Annotated in this window: 23 protein-coding genes and 4 tRNA genes; 7 read left to right on the top strand and 20 right to left on the bottom strand. The window is 72.6% G+C overall.

The features are described from left to right. Positions 1-93: 93 nt before the first annotated feature. Both secE and BIV03_RS18400 read right to left on the bottom strand, forming a co-directional pair. A complete protein-coding gene (gene secE, locus BIV03_RS18405; protein WP_022906457.1) occupies positions 94-372 on the bottom strand; it encodes a preprotein translocase subunit SecE in 279 nt (92 codons plus the stop codon). Between the two features lie 20 nt (positions 373-392). Further along, a tRNA-Trp gene (locus BIV03_RS18400) sits at positions 393-465 on the bottom strand. Between the two features lie 181 nt (positions 466-646). Between BIV03_RS18400 and BIV03_RS18395 the strand changes: the two genes are divergently transcribed. After that, positions 647-1,828 (top strand): pyridoxal phosphate-dependent aminotransferase, encoded by a 1,182-nt coding sequence (locus tag BIV03_RS18395; RefSeq protein WP_071296736.1) that lies wholly within the window; start codon positions 647-649, stop codon positions 1,826-1,828. 76 nt (positions 1,829-1,904) lie between these two features. On the opposite strand, the gene BIV03_RS18390 is transcribed toward BIV03_RS18395, so the two are convergent. Genes BIV03_RS18390 through BIV03_RS18380 form a run of 3 tightly spaced genes read right to left on the bottom strand, consistent with a single transcriptional unit; the run spans position 1,905 to position 3,807 of the window. Continuing rightward, positions 1,905-2,933 carry a UDP-N-acetylmuramate dehydrogenase gene (locus BIV03_RS18390; protein ID WP_083403534.1) on the bottom strand — a complete coding sequence of 343 codons (1,029 nt, stop codon included), beginning with the start codon at positions 2,931-2,933 and terminating at the stop codon, positions 1,905-1,907. Positions 2,934-2,935: 2 nt separating this feature from the next. Next, positions 2,936-3,361 (bottom strand): MaoC/PaaZ C-terminal domain-containing protein, encoded by a 426-nt coding sequence (locus tag BIV03_RS18385; RefSeq protein ID WP_071296734.1) that lies wholly within the window; start codon positions 3,359-3,361, stop codon positions 2,936-2,938. Continuing rightward, complete coding sequence (locus tag BIV03_RS18380) at positions 3,358-3,807, bottom strand: MaoC family dehydratase N-terminal domain-containing protein (protein WP_083295268.1); 450 nt, start codon at positions 3,805-3,807, stop codon at positions 3,358-3,360. Before BIV03_RS18380 ends, BIV03_RS18385 begins: the two co-directional genes overlap by 4 nt. A 117-nt stretch (positions 3,808-3,924) precedes the next feature. Here BIV03_RS18380 and BIV03_RS18375 point away from each other — a divergent pair, with 117 nt between their 5' ends. Further along, on the top strand, positions 3,925-4,296 hold the full coding sequence (locus BIV03_RS18375) for a hypothetical protein (RefSeq protein ID WP_071296713.1): 372 nt from the start codon (positions 3,925-3,927) through the stop codon (positions 4,294-4,296). Positions 4,297-4,936: 640 nt separating this feature from the next. Here BIV03_RS18375 and BIV03_RS18370 read toward each other — a convergent pair. From BIV03_RS18370 to BIV03_RS18350, 5 genes are all read right to left on the bottom strand, one after another. Next, a tRNA-Met gene (locus BIV03_RS18370) sits at positions 4,937-5,010 on the bottom strand. A gap of 32 nt (positions 5,011-5,042) precedes the next feature. After that, positions 5,043-5,114 (bottom strand) — tRNA-Thr (locus BIV03_RS18365). A gap of 91 nt (positions 5,115-5,205) precedes the next feature. Then, on the bottom strand, positions 5,206-6,459 hold the full coding sequence (locus tag BIV03_RS18360; protein ID WP_071296712.1) for a M23 family metallopeptidase: 1,254 nt from the start codon (positions 6,457-6,459) through the stop codon (positions 5,206-5,208). A 113-nt stretch (positions 6,460-6,572) separates the two neighbouring features. Beyond that, positions 6,573-7,394 (bottom strand): inositol monophosphatase family protein, encoded by an 822-nt coding sequence (locus tag BIV03_RS18355; protein ID WP_071296711.1) that lies wholly within the window; start codon positions 7,392-7,394, stop codon positions 6,573-6,575. 57 nt (positions 7,395-7,451) lie between these two features. After that, positions 7,452-7,536, bottom strand: a tRNA-Tyr gene (locus BIV03_RS18350). Between the two features lie 139 nt (positions 7,537-7,675). Here BIV03_RS18350 and BIV03_RS18345 point away from each other — a divergent pair. Both BIV03_RS18345 and cls read left to right on the top strand, forming a co-directional pair. Continuing rightward, the gene (locus tag BIV03_RS18345) at positions 7,676-8,164 is read left to right on the top strand and encodes a YajQ family cyclic di-GMP-binding protein (protein ID WP_069712130.1); all 489 of its coding nucleotides are present in this window, start codon (positions 7,676-7,678) and stop codon (positions 8,162-8,164) included. A 16-nt stretch (positions 8,165-8,180) separates the two neighbouring features. Then, positions 8,181-9,641: a cardiolipin synthase gene (gene cls, locus BIV03_RS18340; protein WP_070418368.1), complete on the top strand. Its 1,461-nt coding sequence runs from the start codon at positions 8,181-8,183 to the stop codon at positions 9,639-9,641. A gap of 136 nt (positions 9,642-9,777) precedes the next feature. Here cls and BIV03_RS18335 read toward each other — a convergent pair whose 3' ends face one another. From BIV03_RS18335 to BIV03_RS18320, 4 genes are all read right to left on the bottom strand, one after another. Further along, complete coding sequence (locus tag BIV03_RS18335) at positions 9,778-10,896, bottom strand: heparan-alpha-glucosaminide N-acetyltransferase domain-containing protein (RefSeq protein ID WP_071296710.1); 1,119 nt, start codon at positions 10,894-10,896, stop codon at positions 9,778-9,780. Between the two features lie 19 nt (positions 10,897-10,915). Beyond that, positions 10,916-12,298 (bottom strand): FAD-dependent oxidoreductase, encoded by a 1,383-nt coding sequence (locus BIV03_RS18330; protein ID WP_071296709.1) that lies wholly within the window; start codon positions 12,296-12,298, stop codon positions 10,916-10,918. An 82-nt stretch (positions 12,299-12,380) separates the two neighbouring features. After that, the gene (locus BIV03_RS18325; protein ID WP_070418365.1) at positions 12,381-13,460 is read right to left on the bottom strand and encodes a polyprenyl synthetase family protein; all 1,080 of its coding nucleotides are present in this window, start codon (positions 13,458-13,460) and stop codon (positions 12,381-12,383) included. Positions 13,461-13,493: 33 nt separating this feature from the next. Further along, the gene (locus BIV03_RS18320) at positions 13,494-14,285 is read right to left on the bottom strand and encodes a demethylmenaquinone methyltransferase (RefSeq protein ID WP_070419487.1); all 792 of its coding nucleotides are present in this window, start codon (positions 14,283-14,285) and stop codon (positions 13,494-13,496) included. Positions 14,286-14,344: 59 nt separating this feature from the next. Between BIV03_RS18320 and BIV03_RS18315 the strand changes: the two genes are divergently transcribed. Continuing rightward, entirely contained in the window at positions 14,345-15,604 is a 1,260-nt protein-coding gene (locus BIV03_RS18315) for an isochorismate synthase MenF (RefSeq protein WP_071296708.1), read from the top strand. A gap of 56 nt (positions 15,605-15,660) precedes the next feature. On the opposite strand, the gene menD is transcribed toward BIV03_RS18315, so the two are convergent. Both menD and BIV03_RS18305 read right to left on the bottom strand, forming a co-directional pair. Beyond that, the gene (gene menD / locus BIV03_RS18310) at positions 15,661-17,409 is read right to left on the bottom strand and encodes a 2-succinyl-5-enolpyruvyl-6-hydroxy-3-cyclohexene-1-carboxylic-acid synthase (protein WP_071296733.1); all 1,749 of its coding nucleotides are present in this window, start codon (positions 17,407-17,409) and stop codon (positions 15,661-15,663) included. Then, positions 17,402-17,800, bottom strand: a complete 399-nt coding sequence (locus BIV03_RS18305; protein ID WP_071296707.1) for a PLDc N-terminal domain-containing protein — start codon at positions 17,798-17,800, stop codon at positions 17,402-17,404. Before BIV03_RS18305 ends, menD begins: the two co-directional genes overlap by 8 nt. 65 nt (positions 17,801-17,865) lie before the next feature. Here BIV03_RS18305 and BIV03_RS18300 point away from each other — a divergent pair, with 65 nt between their 5' ends. Then, positions 17,866-18,192, top strand: coding sequence for a DUF4229 domain-containing protein (locus tag BIV03_RS18300; RefSeq protein WP_071296706.1), 327 nt, complete (start codon positions 17,866-17,868; stop codon positions 18,190-18,192). Positions 18,193-18,201: 9 nt separating this feature from the next. Here BIV03_RS18300 and BIV03_RS18295 read toward each other — a convergent pair whose 3' ends face one another. From BIV03_RS18295 to BIV03_RS18280, 4 genes are all read right to left on the bottom strand, one after another. Then, a complete protein-coding gene (locus BIV03_RS18295) occupies positions 18,202-19,197 on the bottom strand; it encodes a 1,4-dihydroxy-2-naphthoate polyprenyltransferase (protein WP_254790973.1) in 996 nt (331 codons plus the stop codon). 86 nt (positions 19,198-19,283) lie between these two features. Continuing rightward, positions 19,284-20,420, bottom strand: coding sequence for an AMP-binding protein (locus BIV03_RS18290; RefSeq protein WP_071296705.1), 1,137 nt, complete (start codon positions 20,418-20,420; stop codon positions 19,284-19,286). Further along, positions 20,420-21,349 (bottom strand): 1,4-dihydroxy-2-naphthoyl-CoA synthase, encoded by a 930-nt coding sequence (locus BIV03_RS18285; protein ID WP_071296704.1) that lies wholly within the window; start codon positions 21,347-21,349, stop codon positions 20,420-20,422. Before BIV03_RS18285 ends, BIV03_RS18290 begins: the two co-directional genes overlap by 1 nt. A 22-nt stretch (positions 21,350-21,371) precedes the next feature. Further along, complete coding sequence (locus BIV03_RS18280; protein ID WP_071296703.1) at positions 21,372-21,872, bottom strand: hypothetical protein; 501 nt, start codon at positions 21,870-21,872, stop codon at positions 21,372-21,374. A gap of 132 nt (positions 21,873-22,004) precedes the next feature. Between BIV03_RS18280 and BIV03_RS18275 the strand changes: the two genes are divergently transcribed. Beyond that, a complete protein-coding gene (locus BIV03_RS18275) occupies positions 22,005-22,982 on the top strand; it encodes an o-succinylbenzoate synthase (protein ID WP_083403533.1) in 978 nt (325 codons plus the stop codon). Positions 22,983-23,170 lie beyond the last annotated feature (188 nt).

Raw genomic sequence — 23,170 nt, 5'->3', positions numbered from 1 at the left:
GGATCGGGTTGGCGGGCGGATCGGTTCACGACCGGCGCCGTCTCGGGCGACCGTACTCCTGTCCGCGAGCGGTCAGGACAGCCGGCGTCCGGCTCAGGCCGTCGGCCCGTTGCCGAACACGTACCCGACGCCGAGTCCGAACACGAAGTCGAGGACCGACACCAGGATCATCATCACGACGACGAAGACCAGGACGACGCCCGTGTAGCTGAAGAGCTCCTTGCGGGTCGGCGTGACCACCTTGCGGAGCTCGCCGAGGACCTGACGGATGAAGAGCACGATGGCAGCGAACGGACCACGGCGCTCGGCCCGGTCCTGCTTCGCCTTGGCGACGACGTCATCCGCCGTCGTCTCCATGTCTTTGCTCGCCAACTTCTACCCTTCCAGATGTGCAGGGCGGACAGGACTCGAACCTGCAACCTGCGGTTTTGGAGACCGCTGCTCTACCAATTGAGCCACCGCCCTTCGGACACGGTTCGTCACCGATCCGTGTTCCGGTGGTCGAGTGTACGGGAGTCCGTCACACGGTGTCCACTTGACGGATGCTCCGGCGTGCCGCGCCGGTAGGCTGGGCCCCGTGAGCACCGAAGCCCCAGGCCCCGAGTCCACCGCCCACCCCGCTGCCGCGACCACCGATCGGCCGCGCATCGCGTCCCGCATCGCCGCGATCGCCGAGTCCGCGACGCTCAAGGTCGATGCGAAGGCCAAGGCGCTCAAGGCCGCCGGTCGCCCGGTCATCTCGTTCGCCGCCGGCGAGCCGGACTTCGCCACGCCGCAGCACGTCGTCGACGCCGCCGTGCAGGCAGCGCAGGACCCGAAGAACCACCGGTACACGCCCGCGACCGGCCTGCCCGAGCTCAAGCAGGCGATCGCCGAGAAGACCGCCCGCGAGTCCGGCATCACCGTCGACCCCGCCCGGGTGATCGTCACGAACGGCGGCAAGCAGGCCGTCTACCAGGCGTTCCAGACGATCGTGGACGACGGCGACGAGGTCCTCCTGCCGGCGCCGTACTGGACCACCTACCCCGAGGCCATCCGGCTCGCCGGGGGCGTCCCCGTCGAGGTCTTCGCCGGCAGCGACCAGGACTACCTCGTCACGGTCGACCAGCTCGAGGCAGCCCGCACCCCGAAGACCAAGGCGCTGCTGTTCTGCTCGCCGTCGAACCCGACCGGCTCGGTGTACACCGCCGAGCAGACGAAGGCCATCGGCGAGTGGGCGCTCGAGCACGGCATCTGGGTCATCAGCGACGAGATCTACCAGGACCTCGTGTACGACGGTGTGCGGTTCACCGGCATCCTCGAAGCGGTCCCGGCCCTCGCCGACACGACGATCCTCGTCAACGGCGTCGCGAAGACGTACGCGATGACCGGGTGGCGTGTCGGGTGGTTCATCGGCCCGTCCGACGCGGTCAAGGCGGCGTCGAACCTGCAGTCGCACCTGTCGAGCAACGTGTCGAACGTGTCGCAGCGCGCCGCGATCGCCGCGCTGACCGGCCCGCAAGAGCCCGTCACGGCCATGCGCGAGGCCTTCGACCGCCGTCGTCAGGCGATCGTCGCGGGTCTGAACGCGATCCCGGGCTTCGTCACGCCGACCCCGCACGGCGCCTTCTACGTCTACCCCGACGTCACGGCGCTCCTCGGCCGCGAGTGGGCCGGCTCGACTCCGACCACGACGCTCGAACTCGCCGACCTCATCCTCGAGCACGCCGAGGTCGCGGTCGTCCCCGGTGAGGCGTTCGGCCCCTCCGGCTACCTCCGCCTGTCGTACGCGCTCGGTGACGACGACATCGCCGAGGGCGTCGCGCGGCTCGCGAAGTTCTTCGCGTAGTCACCCGTCGATGCAGAACGGCCCACCTCGTCGAGGTGGGCCGTTCCGCGTCGCGGGCCAGGAGGCGCGGCTCGGCTCAGGCGAGCAGGTCGCCCACCACGACGGGTTCCGGCACGAGCGAGACACCGAAGCGGTTCAGGACGGTCACCTGGACGTAGCGGGCGAGTTCGGCCACCTGGGCGGCGGTCGCTCCCCCGCGGTTCGTCAGCGCGAGCGTGTGCTTCGACGAGATCGCGGCGCGGGACCCGGGGACGGCGTACCCGCGGTGGACGCCGGCGTGCTCGATGAGCCATGCGGCGCTGAGCTTGACGTCGTCGCCCGCCGGCCAGCGCGGTGCCTCGGCCGGCAGGGTCTCGGCGAAGGCGGCGGACACGATCGGGTTCGTGAAGAACGACCCCGCGCTCCACGTGTCGTGGTCGTCCGCGTCGAGGACCATGCCCTTGGACCCCCGGAGCCGCAGGACCTCGGACCGCACCGTCGCCGGCTCGACGAACGCCCCGAGCTCGACACCGAGCGACCCGGCGAGCTGGGCGTAGCGGACCGGGACCCCGGCGGCACTGACGGTACCGAGCCGAAACTCGACCGTCAGCACGGCACCGCGCCGTCCGTGCTTGAGGGTCGAGGTGCGGTAGCCGAGCGCCAGCTCGGCCGCTGGGACCCACGCGCGCTCCCCCGTCGACGCGTCGAGGAACTCGATCCGGGTGAGCACGTCGGACAGCTCGACCCCGTAGGCGCCGATGTTCTGCACGGGGGCGGCGCCGACGGTGCCCGGGATGCCGCTCAGCGCCTCCAGGCCCGTCCACCCGTTCTCGACCGTCGTGGCGACGAACGCGTCCCACGGCTCACCGGCCGCGACGCGGACGGTGACGCCGTCGTCGTCCGCGTCGTGCTCGATGCCCGTCGTGCGCACGAGCACGACGGTGCCGTCGAAGCCGTCGTCGGCGACGAGCAGGTTGCTGCCGCCGCCGAGGACCAGCCACTCGTCGTCGTCCCACGCCGCCGTGACGTGCGCGACGAGCTCGTCGGTGGTCGACGCCGTGAGCAGCCGCGCCGCGGGACCACCGACGCGCAGCGTCGTGAGGTCGGCGAGCACCGACTCCGTCACGGTCAGCGGAACGCCACCGTGACCTGCGCCTTGCCGAGCACGGTTTGCCCGGCGGCGGTCACGGTGAGGTCGATGCGCTGCGGACGGCCGTCGTCGTCGACGGTGCCGACCTTGGCGACGACGCCGACGGTGGCGCCCTGCTCCGGGTCGACGACCACGGGGCGGGTGAACCGGACGCCGTAGCGGACCACCCAGCCGCGGTCGCCGAGCCACTCGGAGACCGGCTGCACGGCCAGTCCCATCGTGAGCATGCCGTGCGCCAGGACACCGGGCAGCCCGACGGAGGCGGCGACGTCGTCGCGGTAGTGGATCGGGTTGAAGTCGCCGGACGCGCCGGCGTAGCGGACGAGCGAGTCGCGGGTGATGTGGACCTCGCGCTCGGCGACGACGGTGCCGACCTCGAGCGCGGTCACGGGTGCGGTGGTCATGCGTCGTCTCCTCGGACCACGAGGGTGGAGGTCGCCGTGACGACGTGCTCCCCCGCGGCGTCGTTCATCGTGCTCTCGGCGGTGACCATGGCGTTGCCGCCGAGGGTCTTCACGCTCGTCACGGTCAGGGTCGCGGTGAGTTCGTCCCCGGCGACGATCGGTCGCTCGTAGGCGAAGGCCTGCTCGCCGTGGACCACGCGGGAGAAGTCGATGCCGGCGTCGGGCTCGGCGAGGAGCTGGGCGAGCGTGGCCTCTTGCACGACGACCGCGAAGGTCGGCGGGGCGACGACGTCGTCGTAGCCGGCGGCGCGGGCGGCCTCGGGCTCGTGGTGGATCGGGTTCGTCGCGAACACGGCGCGGGAGAACTCGCGCACCTTCTCGCGACCGACCAGGTAGGGCTGGGCCGGCGGGAACGTCCTGCCGACGAGCTCGGGGTTCACAGACACGTCCGGCAGTCTAGCGACGCCCGCTCGGGGGGCCTGTGTTCATGAGTATGCATCGGCTATGCTGACCCGACGCGGTTCGGGGGAACCGACACCGATCTCCGGGGATGGGGAGGAACGATGGACCACACGACCGAGTTCGCCGTGCACACGGGCGACCGCTGCACCGCGATGGAGGCCGCCGGCGCCGCACTGCAGCAGGCGGGGCACCACGTCGAGTCGACGGGCGGGACGCTCACCGCGACGACGGGCAACCGGGTGCTCACGATCCTGCTCGGGGCGCTCGTGCACCCGTCGCGGGAGTTCCGGCGGTACGAGCTCTCGACGACCGTCACGGGGACGTCGACCACGATCACGCTGCGGCACTCCGGGCACGGCACCGCGGTGTCGGGCGGGGAGATCGGTGCGAAGCGGCGGCACGATGCCTGGCGCAGCACGGCCGCGGTGATCGAGCGGGCGCTGCGGCAGGCGGGCGTGCTCAGCGCGCGGTAGCGCCGCGCGGGCGTGGCGCGGGCCGCGCGGGCCGCGCCGCCCGCGCCGCGCGGGCGTGGGCCGCGCAGGCGCGTCGCCGGCCGCCGCACAACGCAAATCGCTGCGAACCGCGTCTTCGCACGGTTCGGCGCGACTTGCGTTGTGCGCAGGCGCCCGGCGCGGCCGGCGCCCGGCCGCGCCGGCGCCGCGGACGGGAACGAACCACGGGAACGACACGGAACCAGGCCGTGGGGCCGGTTCGACGTCGGGAACGTCGTTCGACGCCGCGCGCGGACCGCGACGGCGAGCGGTCGCCCGCGCCGGCACGCGTGCCGCACAACGCAAGGCACGGCGAACCGCGCACTCCCGCGGTTCGGGGCGACTTGCGTTGTGCGCAGGCACCCGACGCCACGCGCGGGGCACGGCAGCGCCGCGGCGCTGCCCCGCCAAGAGCGGGCGCCGGGACGAACCACGGGAACGACACGGAACCAGGTCGCGGGCCCGGTTCGACGTCGGGAACGTGGTTCGACGCCGCAGCCCACGCTGCGACGCGCACCGACGCCAACGCCGACCCGCACGCGAGACGCGCACGCGCACGCGCACGCGCGCGGCACCGCCCGCGAACGACGAAAGCCCGGCGAACGGATCGCCGGGCTTGCGGTAGCGAGGGCGGGACTTGAACCCGCGACCCCACGATTATGAGTCGTGTGCTCTAACCAACTGAGCTACCCCGCCAAGGATCCGGCACGACTACCGCACCGGGTCGGAGCCCCGAGTCAGGATTGAACTGACGACCCCTTCCTTACCATGGAAGTGCTCTACCACTGAGCTATCGGGGCATGTGCCGCTCGGCGGCACCACACGAGGATAGCAGACCCGCGACGGTGGTCAGGAACCGGCCGTGACGCCCGGGCGTGCCGCGTGGAACCGCTAGTTCGCGTTGGCCTCGAGCCACGCCAGCGGGTCCACGGGGACACCGTCGACGTGCACCTCGAGGTGCAGGTGCGGACCGGTCGAGTTACCGGTGCTGCCGACCAGACCGAGCTCGTCGCCGACCTCGACCTGCTGGCCCTTGACGACCTTGAAGGAGTTGTCCTCCATGTGGCCGTAGACGCTGACGAACTGCTTCCCGTCGACGTCGTGCTCGACCCAGACGTCGTTGCCGAAGCCGCCGTCGTTCGCCTGCACCTTGAGCACGGTGCCGGCGGCGATGACCCGGATCGGCGTGCCCTCACCCGGAGCGAAGTCGACGCCCATGTGGTTCGTCGAGCAGAAGGAGCACCCCTCGACCTGGCGTCCGCCGAACCCGGAGGTGATCGGCACACCGGTCAGGAACGGCCACTGGATCGTGCCGTTCGGGTCGTTCGTGAAGCTCGAGGAGTCGACGTTCTTGTACTGCGTCGCCGAGGACACCGAGTACTGGTCGCGGTTCGTCTCGGCGTCGGTCGCACCGGCACCGACACTGAGGGACTGCGTGTCACCCGAGGCCGTCGCCCGCGCCGACGTCGAGCCGGGCTCGGGGGTGTACAGCGCCTGTGCGGGCAGCGAGGTCGACACGACGAGCCCCGCGACGAACAGCAGCGCGCCGACGGCCGTCACCCGCGAGGCCGCCCGACGGAACGACGCACCCTGCGACCCCCGCGCGGCACGCGGCGCGACCCCGGCGACCGGAGTCGCTGCAGCGGGAGCAGTGCGAGCGATGTGGCGCGTGGCCCGGTCGGCCTGCACCGGGGCGGTGGTGGCACGCCCGGTCCGACGGGACGCCGGCACCTGTCCGAGGACACGGCGCGCGGCCGGCGCGGACGGTATGGGTGCCGCGACCGCCGGGGCAGCAGCCACGACCGGCGACGAGGGCGCCGGCGGCGTCACGGGCGATGCGGTCGCCGCGGGCATCGCGGGCGAGGCCGGCGCGAGGTCGATGGGCGACACGGGTGCGGCCGGGGTCGCGGGTGCCCCCGGGCTCACCAGGTCGTCGAAGGTCGCGTCACCGAGGGCGGCCCGGGAGGCGCGGCTCGTCCCCGCCACGGCCGTCGGGTGCTCGACGCGCTCCGGTGCTCCCCCGGAGGACGCCGTCGCCGCCGCGCGTTCCGCCTCGATGCGGGCCCGTCGGGTCAGGTGGACGACCGGTGCGGGAGCGTCCGCGGAGCCGTCGGTGTGCACGGGCGTGAGGGGAGCGTGGGGCATGTGTTCGGCGTGGATCCTGATCGGGGCGAGACGCGCTCGTTGGTAACGAGCAGATAACGGGACCCGAGCACGCTAGCAGGAGCATCCGGGAGACGCCAGTCCTCGGGATGTCCTCACCCGGCGAGCGCGGACTCCTCAAGGCGCCGCAGCAGGTCCGCGAGCTCGTCCGCGACCGCGGGTGCGGCGAAGAGGAACGACCGCGTGCCGCCGGCCTCCCAGATCCGGGTCTCGGCGCCGGCCTCACGGGCGACGATCGACCCGGCTGCCATGTCCCACGGGTTGATCCCGCGCTCGTAGTAGGCGTCCACGGTGCCGACGCCCACCGCGCAGCAGTCCAGCGAGGCCGCTCCCCCACGGCGGATGTCGCGGACCTCGCCGATGAGTCCGGCGAGCACCGCGACCTGCTGCCGTCGGCGCTCGGCGGTGTACCCGAAGCCGGTGGCGACGAGCGTCTCGGCGAGCGAGGCCGGCGTCCCGACGTGCAGCGGGACCCCGTCGCGCGTGGCACCCTCGCCGGCGGCCGCGCGGAACACGACGCCGGTCGCGGGCTGGACGACCACGCCGGCGATCGGCTCCCACGAGGTCGGGTCGGCCGGGCCGCGCACCACGCCGATGCTCACGCCGTACTCGGCGCTGCCGTAGAGGTAGTTGACCGTGCCGTCGATCGGGTCGACCACCCACGTGATGCCCGAGGTCCCCGCGCCGGTGCCGGACTCCTCACCGAAGAACGCGTCGTCCGGCCGGGCCTCGGCGATCCGTGCCCGGACGAGTGCCTCGACCTCACGGTCGGCAGCCGTGACCACGTCGACGATGCTCGACTTCCGGTCGGCGACCTCGACCCCCTCGACCCGTCGGCGCGCGGCGAGCGCTGCTGCCTCACGGGCGATGGACTCGGCGAGGTCGGCGAACTGGACGGGGGTGAGGTCGGAGGGCATGCGTCCATCCTCGCGGAAACGGAACGGCCCCGTCCGATGAGGACGGGGCCGTTCCGATGGTGGCAAGTGAGGGATTCGAACCCCCGAAGGCTACGCCGGCTGATTTACAGTCAGATCCCTTTGGCCGCTTGGGTAACTTGCCATGTGCGCACCCGGCCCGTGTAGTCACCAACCGAAGGCGCGCATGAAAGCATAGCCGATCCGAGACGGTGCTCGTGACCACCGCGGGCCGATCCACGGGTGCCGAACCGCGCCTCCCGTCCGCCGTTAGGCTGTCCCGCATGGCAGACAGTTCCTTCGACGTGGTCAGCAAGGTCGACAAGATGGAGGCGGAGAACGCCCTCAACCAGGCCGCCAAGGAGATCGAGCAGCGGTACGACTTCAAGGGCGCCGACGCATCGATCGCGTTCAGCGGTGAGGACGTCCTCATCAAGGCGAACTCCGAAGAGCGCGCGAAGGCCGTCCTCGACGTCCTGCAGAGCAAGGCGATCAAGCGGAACATCAGCCTCAAGAGCCTCGACGCGGGCGACCCGTACCCGTCGGGCAAGGAGTACCGCATCGAGGTGAAGTTCAAGAACGGCATCGAGCAGGACGTGGCGAAGAAGATCGGCGCGTTCCTCCGGGCCAACGCCCCGAAGACCGTGAAGAACCAGATCCAGGGCGACGAACTGCGCGTCTCCTCGAAGAGCCGCGACGACCTGCAGAACACGATCCAGCTCCTCAAGGGTGAAGAGTTCGACGTGCCGCTGCAGTTCATCAACTTCCGCTGACGCGCCGCCCGCCGCTGTGGAGCACTGGCTCACCGTCGCCATCACGGTCTTCCTGGTCCTGCTGGACCTGGCGATCCGCGTCTTCTCGATCATCTACGTCCCGATCAACCGGAAGCCGCAGACCGCGACGGCCTGGCTGCTGGCGATCTTCCTCATCCCCTACATCGGGTTCATCGTCTTCCTCGTCATCGGGTCGACGAAGCTCCCGCACGCCCGGCGTGAGAAGCAGACCGAGATCAACGCGTACATCCTCGAGCAGACCGAGGGGATCGAGCGCGTCCGGCGCGACCACCCGTGGCCGGCGTGGCTGGACAGCATCACCCGCCTGAACCGCGAACTCGGCGCCATGCCCCTGGTGGGCGGCAACTCCGCGGAGCTCTACCCCGACTACGACGAGTCGATCGCCGAGATGACCCGCGCGATCGACGGCTCGCGGCGGTTCGTGCACGTCGAGTTCTACATCGCGACCCTCGACGACACCACGCGCCCGTTCTTCGAGGCGCTCGCCCGCGCCCAGGCCCGCGGCGTCACCGTCCGGGTCCTGCTCGACCACTGGGCGAGCCGCGGCTACCCGGGCTACAAGGACACCCTCGCGTTCATGGACCGCGCGGGCATCGAGTGGCACCTCATGCTCCCGCTGCTGCCGTTGCAGGGGAAGTTCCAGCGCCCGGACCTCCGCAACCACCGGAAGATCGTGGTCATCGACGGGTCGATCGCGTTCACCGGGTCGCAGAACCTCATCGACAAGTCCTACGACCTGAAGTCCCACATCGACAAGGGCATGCAGTACAAGGACCTCTTCGCGCGGTTCGAGGGTCCCGTCGTCGCCGGGCTCAACGCCCTGTTCGTGACCGACTGGTACAGCGAGACCGACGAGCTGCTGCTCCGCGAGAGCGACCCCGTCCAGCGGGCCGACCGCGGTGACGCACTCGACTGCCAGGTCGTCCCGTCCGGCCCCGGGTTCGACGGCGAGAACAACCTGCGCCTCTTCAACGCCCTGCTCTACTCGGCCCAGCAGAAGGTGTCGATCACCTCGCCGTACTTCGTCCCCGACGACTCCATGCTCTACGCCATCACCACGACGGCGCAGCGCGGGGTCGAGGTCGAGCTGTTCGTCGGCGAGATGGGCGACCACGCGATGACGTGGCACGCGCAGCGCTCCTACTACGAGGGGCTGCTCCGGGCCGGCGTGAAGATCTGGCTGTACCGGGCGCCGACGATCCTGCACGCGAAGCACTTCACGATCGACGACGACGTGGCGGTGATCGGGTCGAGCAACATGGACATGCGGTCGTTCAGCCTCAACCTCGAGGTCTCCGTGATGGTCCGCGGCAGCCGTTTCGTCGATGCGCTGCGCGAGGTCCAGGACGCCTACAAGGAGCACAGCTTCGAGTTGACGCTCGACGCGTGGGTGGAGCGGCCGCGTCGGTCGCAGGTGCTCGACAACGTCGCGCGGCTCACGGCGGCGCTGCAGTAGCGGCCGGCCCAGGAGGCGCGGGTCGCGACCGGCGGGCAGGTGCGGGCCGCGGGTGGTCGCCCGGGCGCGGGTGCGCGGTGGCGGTGCCGCGCGCGGGTGCGCGGGAGCGGGTGCGGGTGCGCGGCGGCGGGGGCGGTCAGCGCGGGTCCGGCACCAGGCGGGTGAGTCGGGCGGTCACGCGCTCGAGCGGCCCCCTCCCGAGGAACCGCCTCCAGAGCATCGCGAACACGATCGACCCCAGCGCGAACCAGCCCCACGCCGCCGCCGAGTCCGGGTACGTCGGCAGCGCCGCGAGCACGACGAGGTGCCCCGCGTAGACCGTGAGCGGCATCGACCCCACGGCAGCCAACGGGTACCCGATGCGTCGGACGACCTCGCCCCGCCCGTCGAACACCAGCGTGCAGAGCGCGATGACGGCGACGGCCACTCCCGCGGTCCCCACGACGTCGACGATCGACGAGGAGTGGTCCCGCGGCGACAGGAACAGCTGCGCCGTGGCCTCGGCGGCGGTGCTCCCCTCGCCCGCGTACGGCACACCGGGGAACGCGAACCCGGCGTCGGCGGGCACCGGCGCGACCGCGTTGCCGACGAGGTAGGCGAGGGCGGCGACCACCGCGCCGGACGCGAGGAGGACCACCTGGGTGCGCCGTCCCTCCAGTCCGACACGGGCGACCGCGAGACCGACCAGCACGTACGCCAGGAAGGTGACCACGGGGTAGACGAGGCCGAGCTGGACCTCCCACATGCCGGCGTCCGCGTAGAGCGGGACGATGCCGAGGGCGACGACGGGCGACAGCACGGCGCACGCCGCGGCGAGGACCAGCAGCCAGCGCGCACGGACCCGGAGCACCGGGATCGCCAGCAGGAACAGCACGCCGTACGTCGGGAGGATGACGTAGACCGGGGTCTGCAGCGCCATGAGCAGCAGGCCGACCGCGACGACGACGAGCGCGCGGATCGCGAGCCGGCCACGGACCCGACCGATCCGCGGCGGGCCGGGCGGCGACGTCCGACCGCTCGTCAGACCGATCGAGACGCCGGCGAGCACCGCGAAGAGCGACGACGACCGGCCGTGGGCGACGGCGGCCCAGGTGCCGGGGTCCGACCAGTCGACCTGGTCGGCGATGCCCCCGACGTGGGTCGCCATCATGCCGAGCAGCGCCAGCGCACGGGCGACGTCGACGCCCTCGAGCCGGACCCCGGAGACGGACACGCCCCGCAGCGCGGTGGGCGGTGCGGGGCGTGCGGTCGTCATGGCGTTCGCGGTCCGCCGGTCAGCTCGTCGCCGAGCCCGTGCGGGCGTCGACGCGGCCGAGGGACACGTCGACCATGTCCTCGCGCGGGACGACCTTGATGCGCTCGCGGCCCTCGGCCTCGCCGAGGGCGAGCTCGTGGGTGTCGAGGTTGTGCCAACCGTCGAGGTCGGTGTACTCGACACCACGCTCGGCGAGCAGGGCCGGGATCGCGCCCTCGGACGGGTCGGCCGGGGTCCACCAGCTCGCCTGGTCGTTCACGATGTGCTGGACGGTCTCCATCGCGTCGGACTTGGTGTGGCCGATGAGCCCGACGGGGCCGCGCTTGATCCAGCCGGTCGCGTAGACGCCCGGGACCTGCTGGTTGTCGTCGTCGAGGACCTGGCCCTCGTGGTTCGGGATGACACCGTGGCGCTCGTCGAACGGGACGCCCGGCAACGGCGAGCCGAAGTACCCGACCGCGCGGTAGGCGGCCTGGATCGGGATCTCGCGGATCTCGCCCGTGCCCTCGACGCCGCCCTGGCCGTTCGGCCGCGTGCGCTCGTACCGGATGGCGGTGAGCTTGCCGTCCTCGCCGACGAACTCGAGGGGCTTCGCGTAGAAGTGCAGGTGCAGTCGGCGGCTCGCCTGGCCGGTCTCACGGGTGCGCCACTGCTCGAGGACGCGGTTCATCACCATGACCTGCTTGTTCGTGGCGATTGCGGTCTTCGAGGCCTCGTCGTGGTCGAAGTCCTCGTCGTAGACGATCATGTCGACGTCGCGGAGCTCGCCGAGCTCGCGGAGCTCGAGCGGGGTGAACTTCACCTGCGCCGGGCCGCGGCGGCCGAACACGTGCACGTCGGTGACCGGGGACGCCTTGAGCCCCTCGTACACGTTCGCGGGGATCTCGGTCGGCAGCAGGTCGTCGGCGTGCTTCGCGAGGATGCGCGAGACGTCGAGGGCGACGTTGCCGTTGCCGATCACCGCGACGCTCTCGGCCTCGAGCGGCCACGTGCGCGGGACGTCGGGGTGGCCGTCGAACCAGCTGACGAACTCGGCGGCGCCGTACGACCCCTCGAGCTCGACACCGGGGACGTCGAGGTCGGCGTCCTTGATCGCACCCGTCGAGAACACGACCGCGTGGTAGTGCTGCCGGAGGTCGTCGAGGGTGATGTCCTCGCCGAAGCGGACGTTGCCGAACAGCCGGACGACACCGCGGTCGAGCACGTCGCGCAGCGCGTTGACGATGCCCTTGATGCGCGGGTGGTCCGGGGCGACGCCGTAGCGGACCAGGCCGTAGGGGGCGGGCAGCTGCTCGAACAGGTCGATCGACACGTCGTGGCCGTGGGCCTCGCGCAGCAGGATGTCGGCGGCGTAGATGCCGGCGGGGCCTGCGCCGACGATGGCGACTCGGAGGGTGGGCACTGATCGTCTCCAGTTCGTTCGGGTGGGGTGCTCCCGAGGGGGTTCGAGGGGCGGGACCGTCGGTCTCCGCGGCGGTCCGGCGCTAGCGGCTGCGTTCGACGACGGACTCGGCGAAGCGGACGAGTGCCCGCTTGACGGTGCCGTCCGGCAGGGGTGCGAGGGCGTCGACGGCGTCCGTCGCCCAGCGGACCGCGACGGCACGGGTCGCGGCGGTCGCCTCGTGCTCGCGCAGGGCGGCCACGGCGGACTGGTACGGCGCCGAGTCGACGACGTCGTCCGGTGCGGCGTTCACGTCGCGCTCGATGCGCCCGAGCAGGTCCACCGCGTCGGGGGCACCGGTCGCGGCGAGGCGCTTGAGCTGCAGCAGCGGCAGGGTGTCGACGCCGGCGCGCAGGTCGTTGCCGGCGATCTTGCCGGTCTTGGCCTTCGCGGGGGCGAGGTCGATCACGTCGTCCACGAGCTGGAAGGCCACGCCGACCTTCTCGCCGAAGGTGCCGACGGCGTCGAGGTACGTGCGGTCGGCGCCCGAGAACATCACACCGGCACGGGCTGCCGTCGCGATGAGCGAGCCGGTCTTGTCGCTGAGAACCTGGATGTAGTGCTCGACCGGGTCGTCCTCGGGCTGGGGGCCCGTCGTCTCGTGGAGCTGGCCCATGCAGAGCCGCTGGAAGGTCTCCGCCTGCATCCGGATGCCCTCGGTGCCGAGGTCGGCCGTGATGAGGCTGGCACGAGCGAACAGCAGGTCGCCGGTGAGGATCGCCACGTTGTTGCCGTAGGTCACGTGGGCCGCGGGGACACCGCGTCGGACGGGCGCTTCGTCCATCACGTCGTCGTGGTAGAGCGACGCCAGGTGGGTCGTCTCGATGCTCACGGCGGCCTTCACGACCGCGTCGGTCACCCCGTCACCGAGCTGCGCGATGAGGAGCGTGAGCGTCGGCCGGATCCGCTTGCCCCCGGCCGACAGCAGGTACCGGCTCGTGGTGTCGGCGAGGGTGTCGGTGGAGCGCATGGCTTCCTCGAGCCCCTGCTCGACGAGCTCGAGGCCGTCGTCGACCGCGGCGATGAACCGGCGTTCCGCGGGCGTGGCGAACAGTCGCTCGCCGATGCCCAGCGATGCGCGGAGACTCGGTGCGCGACGTGCGACCGGGACGCTCGGATTCAAGTGCTGCTCCGTGTTCGGGGGTGGAGGGACCGGTCAGGCGTCGGTGGGGTCGACGCTCGGCTGCTCACCGGTGTGCTGGTGCTCGCGACGGGCCTTGGCACGCCGGGCGACGGACTCGCGGACCTCGCCCGCGACGGGCTTGCGACCGCGGTGCAGTGCGACGATACCCGCCGTGAGGTTCCGGTAGGCGACGACCGAGAACCCGACGCCGCGCAGCCACTGGCTGAGGACCTGCTGGTCGGGCCACGCCTCGATCGACTCGGCGAGGTAGCGGTAGGCCGCCGGGTTGCTGCTGGACAGCCGTGCCACGCCCGGGAGCACGCGCTTGAGGTACGTGCCGTACCCGAAGCGGAGCAGGGCGAGCGGCGGCGTGGAGAACTCGCAGATGACGACACGACCGCCGGGCTTGAGGACCCGGAGCATCTCGCCGAGGGCCTGCATCGGGTCGTTCACGTTGCGCAGCCCGAACGAGATCGAGACGGCGTCGAAGGTGTCGTCGTCGAAGGGCAGCTGCTCGGCGTCGCCCTCGACGAAGGTGATCTCGGGGTGGCGTTCGCGGCCGACGGCGATCATGCCCGCGGAGAGGTCGAGCGCCGTGACCTCGGCACCCTTCTTCGCGAAGGCCGCTGCGCTCGTGCCCGTCCCCGCGGCGATGTCCAACACCTTCTCGCCGGGCTGGGGGTCGACCGCGCGGACCGTCGCGACACGCCACAGCGGAGCGTTGCCCGCCGAGAGGATGTCGTTCGTGAGGTCGTACTTCGCGGCGACGTCGTCGAACATGGCCGCCACCTCGTCCGGCCGCTTGTTCAGGTCCGCTCTGCTCACCCACAACATCCTAGAGGTCGTGCCCGGACGTTCCCCGCGCGGCGCGTACGATCTGTGGGGTGACCCGAACCACCACGGCGGCCCCACCGCTGACGGTCTCGACCCGGATCCTCGACGACCCGGGCGCCGTCCTCCGCCACACCCTCCGGGACAGCCCGCTCGCGTTCGTCCGGAACGGCGACGGGATCGTCGGCATCGGCGAGGCCGTGCGGTGGACGTTCACCGGCCCGGACCGGATGCGCGAGGCCTCGGCGGCCTGGCGGTCCCTGGTCCGCGACGCCGTGGTCGACGACCCCGTGCAGCTGCGCGGCACCGGGCTCGTCGCGTTCGGCTCGTTCGCGTTCGCCGACGACTCGACCGAGACGAGCGTGCTGATCGTCCCGCGCGTCGTGATCGGCCGCCGCCGCGGGAAGGCCTGGCTCACCGCCGTCGACACCACGCTCGACCCCGAACCCCTCACCTTCACGCGCACGTCGGTGCCGGTGCCGCACGTCGGTCCGCACGTGTCCGTCGCGCTCCGTCCCGGTGCCATCGACGAGGACGCCTACGCCACGACGGTCGCCGACGCCGTCCGGCGGATCACCGCCGGCGACGCCGAGAAGGTGGTGCTGGCGCGGGACCTCGTCGGGACCCTCCCCGACGGCGCCGACCAGCGAGCGATCCTGCTCGACCTCGCCGAGGCGTACCCGCAGTGCGTCACGTTCGCCGTCGACGGGATCGTCGGCGCGACGCCCGAGACCCTCGCCCGGACCGACGGCACCCGACTCTCGGCGCGCGTGCTCGCGGGCAGTGCGGCGCGCGGGACCGACCCGGTGTCCGACCGCGCCGCCGCCGAGGCCCTCGCCGCGAGCGCGAAGGACGTCGAGGAGCACGGCTTCGCCATCCAGAGCCTGCTGGCCGCGCTCGCCCCGATCGCGTCCGACCTCCGCGCCGACCCGGAGCCGTTCCGGTTGCAGCTGCCGAACCTGTGGCACCTCGCGACCGACGTCCAGGCGACGCTGCCCGTCGGCACGACCTCGCTCGACGTCGCCGACGCCCTGCACCCGACCGCCGCGGTCGCGGGGACCCCGACCGACGTCGCCGTCCGGCTCGTCTCCGAGCTCGAGGGCGTCGACCGCGGTCGCTACGCCGGGCCGGTCGGGTGGCTCGGGGCGAACGGGGACGGCGAGTGGATGCTCGCGTTGCGGAGCGCCCGGATCACCGACGACGGCACCGTGCGGGCGTGGGCCGGCGCGGGCATCGTGGCCGGGTCCGACCCGGCGCGCGAGGTCGCCGAGACTGCCCTGAAGTTCCGACCGGTCACCGACGCGCTCGCCTAGCCGACTGCCAGGAGGCACGGTGCCGGCCCGGCGCGCAGGCCGCGGCCCGGTGCCGCTCAGTCGGCCAGCGGCACCTCGATGACGACGCGCTCGGCCGGGTCCGTCAGGACCCGCTCGAGGTCGCCCCAGGTCGCCGCGCGCCGGTACTCCCAACCGAGCCCGGTCACCACCGGCTCGACGTCGACGTGCTGCGGCGTCGTCATCATGCGGCGCATGTCGGCCTCCGGTGTCGTCGCCGCGACCTCGAGCCCCCGGAAGATCGCTCCCCCGCCGTCGTTCCCGACGATGACCTGCACGCGGTGCGGGTGCTCCTCGGTGCCGGTCACGAGCGCCCCGATGTCGTGCAGCAGCGTGAGGTCGCCGAGCAGGACGCGTGTCGTGCCGACCGAGGCAGTGGAACGCTCGAGCGCGGCGGCGATGCCGAGCGCGGTCGAGATCGTCCCGTCGATGCCCGCGAGCCCGCGGTTCGCGTGCACGCGGATCGCCTTGCCCGCGACGTGCCCGTCGGCCACGCGGATGATCTGCGAGGCGCCGAGCACGAGGCGGTCGTGCGGCCAGGTCGCACCCCAGACGGCGTCCGCGAGCATCGTGCGGTCGACGGCGCGGCGGCGGAGCGCCACCTCGTCGCGGAGGAACTTGTTGCGCTCGGCACGGTCGCCGGAGCGCTTCGCATCGAGGTCGGGGCCGGCGTCGCCACCACCGAGCAGCGCGCGGCTCGTGGCGACCCACCGGCCGACCCAGGCGCGGTGCTCCGGCCGGGTGCGGCCCGTCACGCGGACGTCCGACACGAAGGTGGTCGCGGCGTCGGGCCGGGAGGCGCGGGCCGGGTCGTAGGGATCGGCCCCCGGTCCGCGGACCACGATCGTCTCGACGTCGGCGCGCTGCAGGAGCGCGGGGACCTCGCGGCTGAGGGTGGGGTGGCCGAGCACGACGGCACGGCGGACCGCACCGCCGAAGTCCGGGTCGCGCAGGAGCTCACGGTAGGTGACGACCAGGTTGCGCCCGAACCGCGCACCGCTCGACACCTCGGCGAGCAACGGCGCACCGAGCTCCCAGGCGATCCGCTCGGCGTCCGCCCCCGCGTCGTGTCCCGCGATGACGACCGTCGCGGGTTCGTCGTCCGGCGCGAGGTCGACGACCGGCAGACCGGAGTGCACCCGCCTGGTGGCGAACGCGAGGTCGACCTCGTCGTCGGGCACCGGCTGGACCGTCCCCTCGCCCAGTCCGGCCGACAGCGGTTCGCGGAAGGCGACGTTGAGCTGGACCGGCCCGGGCTGCCCCGTGTGGCCGGCGGCCGCGGCGACGACTTCGCGCACGAGTTCCCGGACGGTGGCGGCGGTGTCGGCGTCGACCCCGTGCGCGGTGGGTGCCTCGACGTCGCGGACGACGGCGACGGCCGGCCCGAAGAGCCCGGGCTGCACCGTGGTCTGGTTGCTGCCGATGCCCCGGAGCTCGTCGGGGCGGTCCGCGCTGACGACGATCATCGGCACACCGGAGTGGTGCGCTTCGAGCACGGCGGGGTGCAGGTTGGCGACCGCGGTGCCCGAGGTGGTCACGACCGCGGCGGGCCGACCGGACTCGACGGCGAGCCCGAGCGCGAAGAAGCCGGCGGTGCGCTCGTCGAGCCGGACGTGGACGCTGATGCCGCCCGCCCGCTCGACGGCGACGGCAGCGAGGGCGAGCGCCTGCGACCGGGAGCCGGGGCTCACCACGACGTCGGTCACACCGGCCCGGGCGAGCTCGGTCAGGAGCGCGACGGCGAAGTCGGTCGCCGGGCTGCCGGAACCGGCCGGGCCGTCAGCGATCGGTGCGGCCGTCGTCGTCGCGGTGCTGGTCGCGGCGGTCTCGGTCGGCGCGTCGTTCTCGTTCGCGGAACTGCTGTTCGAGGTCTCGGAGGGTCTCGTCGTCCTGGTCCTTGTCCGTGCGGTGCTGCTCGGGGCCGCTGGGGCCGCCGAGGAAGTCCGGGTCGTCTTCGGGACCACGGTACCCGGAGCCGCCGCCGGGACGGGTCGCGGGTGCCCGGCCGAGGACGAACCAGAGGACGCCGCCGAGCACGGGGAGCACGATCACGAGGAGGACCCACACGCCACGGCTGAGGGAACGGACACGCTCGCGGGGCATCGTGGCGCAGTCGATCGCCGCGTAGACCGTGAACGCCACGGCGGCCACGACGACGATCAGCCACAGTCGGATCATGGCCGGGAGTCTAGGTCGGCAGCCTGTGGGGTCCCTGCCGGTTGCGCATCCGTAGACTTGCGCAGGTGAAAGCGTGGCTCGTGTACACCCTGGCCCGCCTCGGCATCTTCGCCGCGGCGCTGGCACTGCTCCTGCTCCTGACGCCGATGCCCGGCTACTGGGCGACGATCGTCGCCGCGCTCGTGGCGCTGCTCATCTCGTACATCGCCCTGCCGAAGCTGCGCGGTCGCGTCACCGAGAGCCTGGCGAACCGTCGACCGGCGCCGGAGCACGACGTCGACACCGACTTCGAGGACGACTTCGTCGACGCGGCTGACAGCGACTCCCCGGTCGAGCAGCCGGTCTCCGACGCCGACCGCCACGCAGCGCGCCGCGAGCACCGCGACGACTGACCCGCCGGGCTACGGCTGGACGGCGAGCGTGATGCCGAGCACGACGCCGAACACGAGCGACGCGAACGACGACAGCTGGAGCGCCGTGATGAGTTCCCGCGGCTTCCGCGACGAGACGCCGATCGCGAGTGCCGGCAGCGCCAGCAGCAGCGAGAAGTACGTGAACCCGGTGCGGAAGTAGAGCAGCACGAACCAGAGCAGCACCACGTACGGCAGCATCAGGAACAGGCCGTAGAGCACCCGGGCGACCGGTCGTCCGACCACGACCGCGAGGGTGCGCTTGCCCGCGAGACGGTCCTCGTCGATGTCGCGGATGTTGTTCACCATGAGCACCGCACAGGCGAAGAACCCGGCGGCGATCGCAGCGGCCCACCCGCTCGGGGTGACCCGGTCGATGAGGACGAACTGCGTGCCGAGGACGGCGACGAGTCCGAAGAACACGAACACGAAGACCTCGCCGAGGGCGTTGTACCCGTACGGCTTCTTGCCGCCGGTGTAGAACCACGCCGCGACGATGGCGGCAGCGCCCACGAGCAGGAGCCACCACAGCTGCGTGAGCACCACGATGACGATGCCGGCGACGGCTGCGAGCCCGAAGAACGTCAGCGCGACGGTCAGCACGGTGCGGGGCTTCGCGAGCCCGGCTCCGGTGAGACGGGCCGGCCCGACGCGGAACTCGTCCGTGCCGCGCACCCCGTCGGAGTAGTCGTTGCTGTAGTTCACGCCGATCTGCAGGAACAGCGCGACGAGCAGCGCCAGGATCGCGATGGGCAGGTGGTGGCCCTTCGCGAGCCAGTCGCCGAAGTCACCGGCCTCACCGCTGTCCACGAACCCGACCGTCGTGCCCATCACGACGGGGACGACGCCGAGCGTCAGGGTGCGCAGGCGCGCCCCGCCGATCCAGTCGCCCGCGGTCGCGCGGCGCTTCGTGCGCTGCGGTGCCGCGGCCTTGGCCGGGTTGCCGGAGCGGTTCCTGGAACGGTTCGTGTTCTTCGTGCGTGCCACGACCGTCCATCGTATCCGCGTCCGCCGTGCGTCCGGGACGCCGGCCCAGGAGGAACGGATCACCGTCGGCGGTCGACCCGCGTCCGTCAGGCGGTCGGGTCCGCGATCGCGCGGATCGCCCGGCGGTCCGGCTTGCCGGACGCGAGCATCGGGAGCCGCTCGACGACGACCACGTCGGCCGGCCGTGCGGCCCGCCCGAGGGCGTCGCCGACCGCGGCGCGGACCACGTCGAGGTCGAGCGGACGGTCGGTCACGACGACGGGGACCTCGCCCCACTCCCCCGACGCCCGGCGCGTGACCACCGCGCCCTCCTGCCCGTCGAGCCCGCGGACGATCCGTTCGACGGCGCCGAGCGGAACCTTCTCGCCGCCCGAGATCACGACGTCGTCGAGCCGGCCGAGCACCCGCACGACACCGTCGACGACCTCGGCGGCGTCGCCCGTGCGGTACCAGCGGTGTCCGTCGCGCTCGGTGAAGGTCGCCGCCGTGCGGTCGGGGTCGTCCAGGTAGCCCTCGGCGAGCATCGGCCCGGACAGGAACAGCTCGCCGTCGACGAGCTCGGTGCGGACGGTGCCGAACGGGACACCGTCGTAGACGCACCCGCCGCTCGTCTCGCTCGCGCCGTAGGTCGTCACGATCCGGACGCCGGCGGCGCGGGCCCGGTCACGGAGCGGCGCCGGGGTCGCCTGCCCGCCGACGAGCACGGCGTCGAACCCGGCGAGGGCACGGGTGGCCCGCTCGTCGTCGAGCACCCGGGCGAGCTGCACCGGGACGAGCGAGGTGTATCGCCGCGGTGCCCCGGGACCGGTGACGAGCCGGTCGGCCGCGTCGGCGAACGCACCCGCGTCGAAGTGCCCGGGAGCGACGACGACGGGCGCCGTCCCCGCGGTGATCGACCGGGTCAGGACGTTGAGCCCCGCGATGTAGTGCGTCGGCAACGCGAGCACCCAGCCGCCGGGGCCCCCGAGTGCCGCGTCCGCCGCAGCGGCACCGGCGAGGAGCGCCTCCGACGAGAGCGCCACGCGCTTGCCGGTGCCGGTGGACCCGCTCGTCTCGACGACCAGGGCGACCCGCTGCGGGACGGTGGCCGGAGCAGGTGTCGGCAGCGCCGGAGCGCCGTCCGCGACCGGGAGCAGGGCGGGGCCGCCGGCGAGTGCCGCCTCCAGGCCCCGCAGCACGACCGACGCGTCCGACGTGCTGGTCGCGACCAGCGGACGGGCCATCAGTAGTGCCAGGGGAAGGACGTCCACTCGGGCGCGCGCTTCTCGAGGAAGGAGTCACGACCCTCGACCGCCTCGTCGGTGCCGTAGGCGAGCCGCGTGGCCTCACCGGCGAACACCTGCTGGCCGACCATGCCGTCGTCGACCGCGTTGAAGGCGTACTTGAGCATCCGGATCGCCGTCGGGGACTTGCCGAGCACGATCTCGCCCCAGCGGACCGCCTCGCGCTCGAGGTCCTCGTGCGGGACGACGGCGTTCACGGCGCCCATCTCGTACGCGCGCTGCGCCGAGTACTCCTGCGCGAGGAAGAAGACCTCACGCGCGAACTTCTGGCCGATCTGCTTGGCGTAGTAGGCGCTGCCGTACCCGCCGTCGAACGAGCCCACGTCGGCGTCGGTCTGCTTGAACCTGCCGTGCTCGGCGCTCGCGATGGTGAGGTCGCAGATCGCGTGCAGCGAGTGGCCCCCACCCGCCGCCCACCCCGGGACGACGGCGATGACGACCTTCGGCATCATCCGGATGAGCCGCTGGACCTCGAGGATGTGCAGCCGCCCCATCGACGCCTGCGCCGCTGCCGGGTCGACACCCTCGGGCGGGGCGCCCTCGTCACCGACGTACTGGTAGCCGCTCCGGCCGCGGATGCGCTGGTCGCCGCCGGAGCAGAACGCCCAACCGCCGTCCTTCGGGCTCGGGCCGTTGCCGGTGAGGAGCACGACGCCGACACGCGGGTCCTGCCGGGCGTCGTCGAGTGCGCGGTACAGCTCGTCGACGGTGCGCGGACGGAAGGCGTTCCGCACCTCGGGCCGGTCGAACGCGACCCGGACGATCCCGTGGGAGACGTGCTTGTGGTACGTGATGTCGGTGAACTGCTCCGCGATCGGAGCCGCGGTCCAGACGTCGGGGTCGAACAGGTCGGAGACGGGAGCAGCCATGCTCCAACGCTACCGCCGCGTGCTACAGCCCCGCGCCGTCCGTCGCGGCCGAACCGCCCATGTCGGTCAGCAGCTCGGGGGCGACGATCACGAGCAGCACGATGAGGATCACCGGGTTCGCGAAGAACGCCACGACGACCCCGACGGCGCCGTACCAGCGGCCGAACGACCCCACCGCGGCGACGAACCCGAGCACCGCGGCGATGAGCGTGAGGAAGACCACCACGAAGCAGATGCCGAACGCGAAGTCGGTGTCGCCGCCCATGAAGACGGCGAAGGCGCTCGCGTCGACCGCGGCGGAGACGACCGCGAGCCCCAGGGCGATCTTGCCGACCACCGGGTTGCGCTTCTTGCGCGCCTTCTGGGCTTCCTGCCGGACGTCGACGGTGTTCCGCTGCATGAGCCGGGCGAACTCGCCCGTGTCGCGACCGGGGGCCTGCGCACGCGCGCCCGGGGCCTGCGCACGCGCCGAGGACGGTGCTGCGGAACGCTGCGACGCGCGCTGCTGCGGTTCCGGCGCCACAGGTCCTCCCTCGTCCTCGGTGCTGGTGCTGGGCTGCCGACCGTGGCCGACCGATGCAGACTAGTGCGCTGCCCTGGCGGTCCGCTCCGAGGAACCGTGGGGTGCCCTGGGTGCTCCTGGGATGATGGCCAGGTGCTCCCCGACCTCGACGACCTCCTCTCCGACGCGCACGTGGTGGCGCTGCCCATGCGGGTGCGGTTCCGCGGCATCACGGTGCGCGAGGCCCTCGTCCTGCGCGGCCCGGCCGGGTGGACCGAGTTCTCCCCGTTCGTCGAGTACGACGACGCCGAGGCCGCCGCGTGGCTCCGGGCCGCGGTCGACTTCGGCTGGACGACGCACGAGCCCGCCGCGGACAGCGTTCCCGTGAACGCCACCGTGCCGGCGATCGCTCCGGACGGCGTCGCGGACCTCCTCGCGCGGTACCCGGGCTGCACGACCGCCAAGGTCAAGGTCGCCGAACCCGGCACCACGATCGACGACGACGTGGCCCGCGTCGCCGAGGTCCGACGCGTGATGGGCCCCTCCGCCGCGGTCCGCGTCGACGCGAACGGGCTCTGGAGCGTCGACTCCGCCGCAGAGGCCCTCGAGCGCCTCGCCCCGTTCGACCTGCAGTACGCCGAGCAGCCGTGCGGCACGGTGCCGGAACTCGCCGAGCTCCGGCAGCGGATCGCCGGACTCGGCGTGCCGATCGCCGCGGACGAGAGCGTCCGCAAGGCCTCGGACCCGCTCGCCGTCGCCCGGGCCGGTGCCGCCGACGTCCTCGTCGTGAAGGCGCAGCCCCTCGGCGGCATCACCGCCACGCGTGCGGTCGTCGCCGACGCCGGGCTCCCCTGCGTGGTCTCGAGTGCGCTCGACACGTCGGTCGGGCTGGGGATGGGGGCGTTCCTCGCGGCCGAGGCGATGTCGCCGGGGTACGCCGCGGGGCTCGGTACCGCGGCGATGTTCACGTCGGACGTGTCGGCGGCGCCGCTGCTGCCGGTGGACGGGCGGGTGCCGGTGCGGCGGGTCGAGGTCGACCGGGACCTGCTCGAGCGGAACGCGGCGTCGCCGGAGCGTGCCGCGTGGTGGCTCGCGCGGCTCAAGCGGGTGCACGCGCTCCTCGCCGGCTGACCGGCCGCCCGGGCGCACGGTCGGCCCGGTCGCACGACCTGCCGCTCGCGTTCGCCGAGGTCGCACGTTCGGTCGCTCCGACGCGCGCCGGGCGACGGATTGCGCGACCTCGCGCTCGCGCCTGGGATCGCACCGGGGCTCGTGCCTCGGGCTCGGCCTCGGACTCGCGCCGACGACGGACGGGAGGC

This window comes from Curtobacterium sp. MCBA15_016 (assembly GCF_001865105.1).
Classification (GTDB): Bacteria; Actinomycetota; Actinomycetes; order Actinomycetales; family Microbacteriaceae; genus Curtobacterium.
This window is presented reverse-complemented; position numbering and strand designations above follow the sequence as displayed.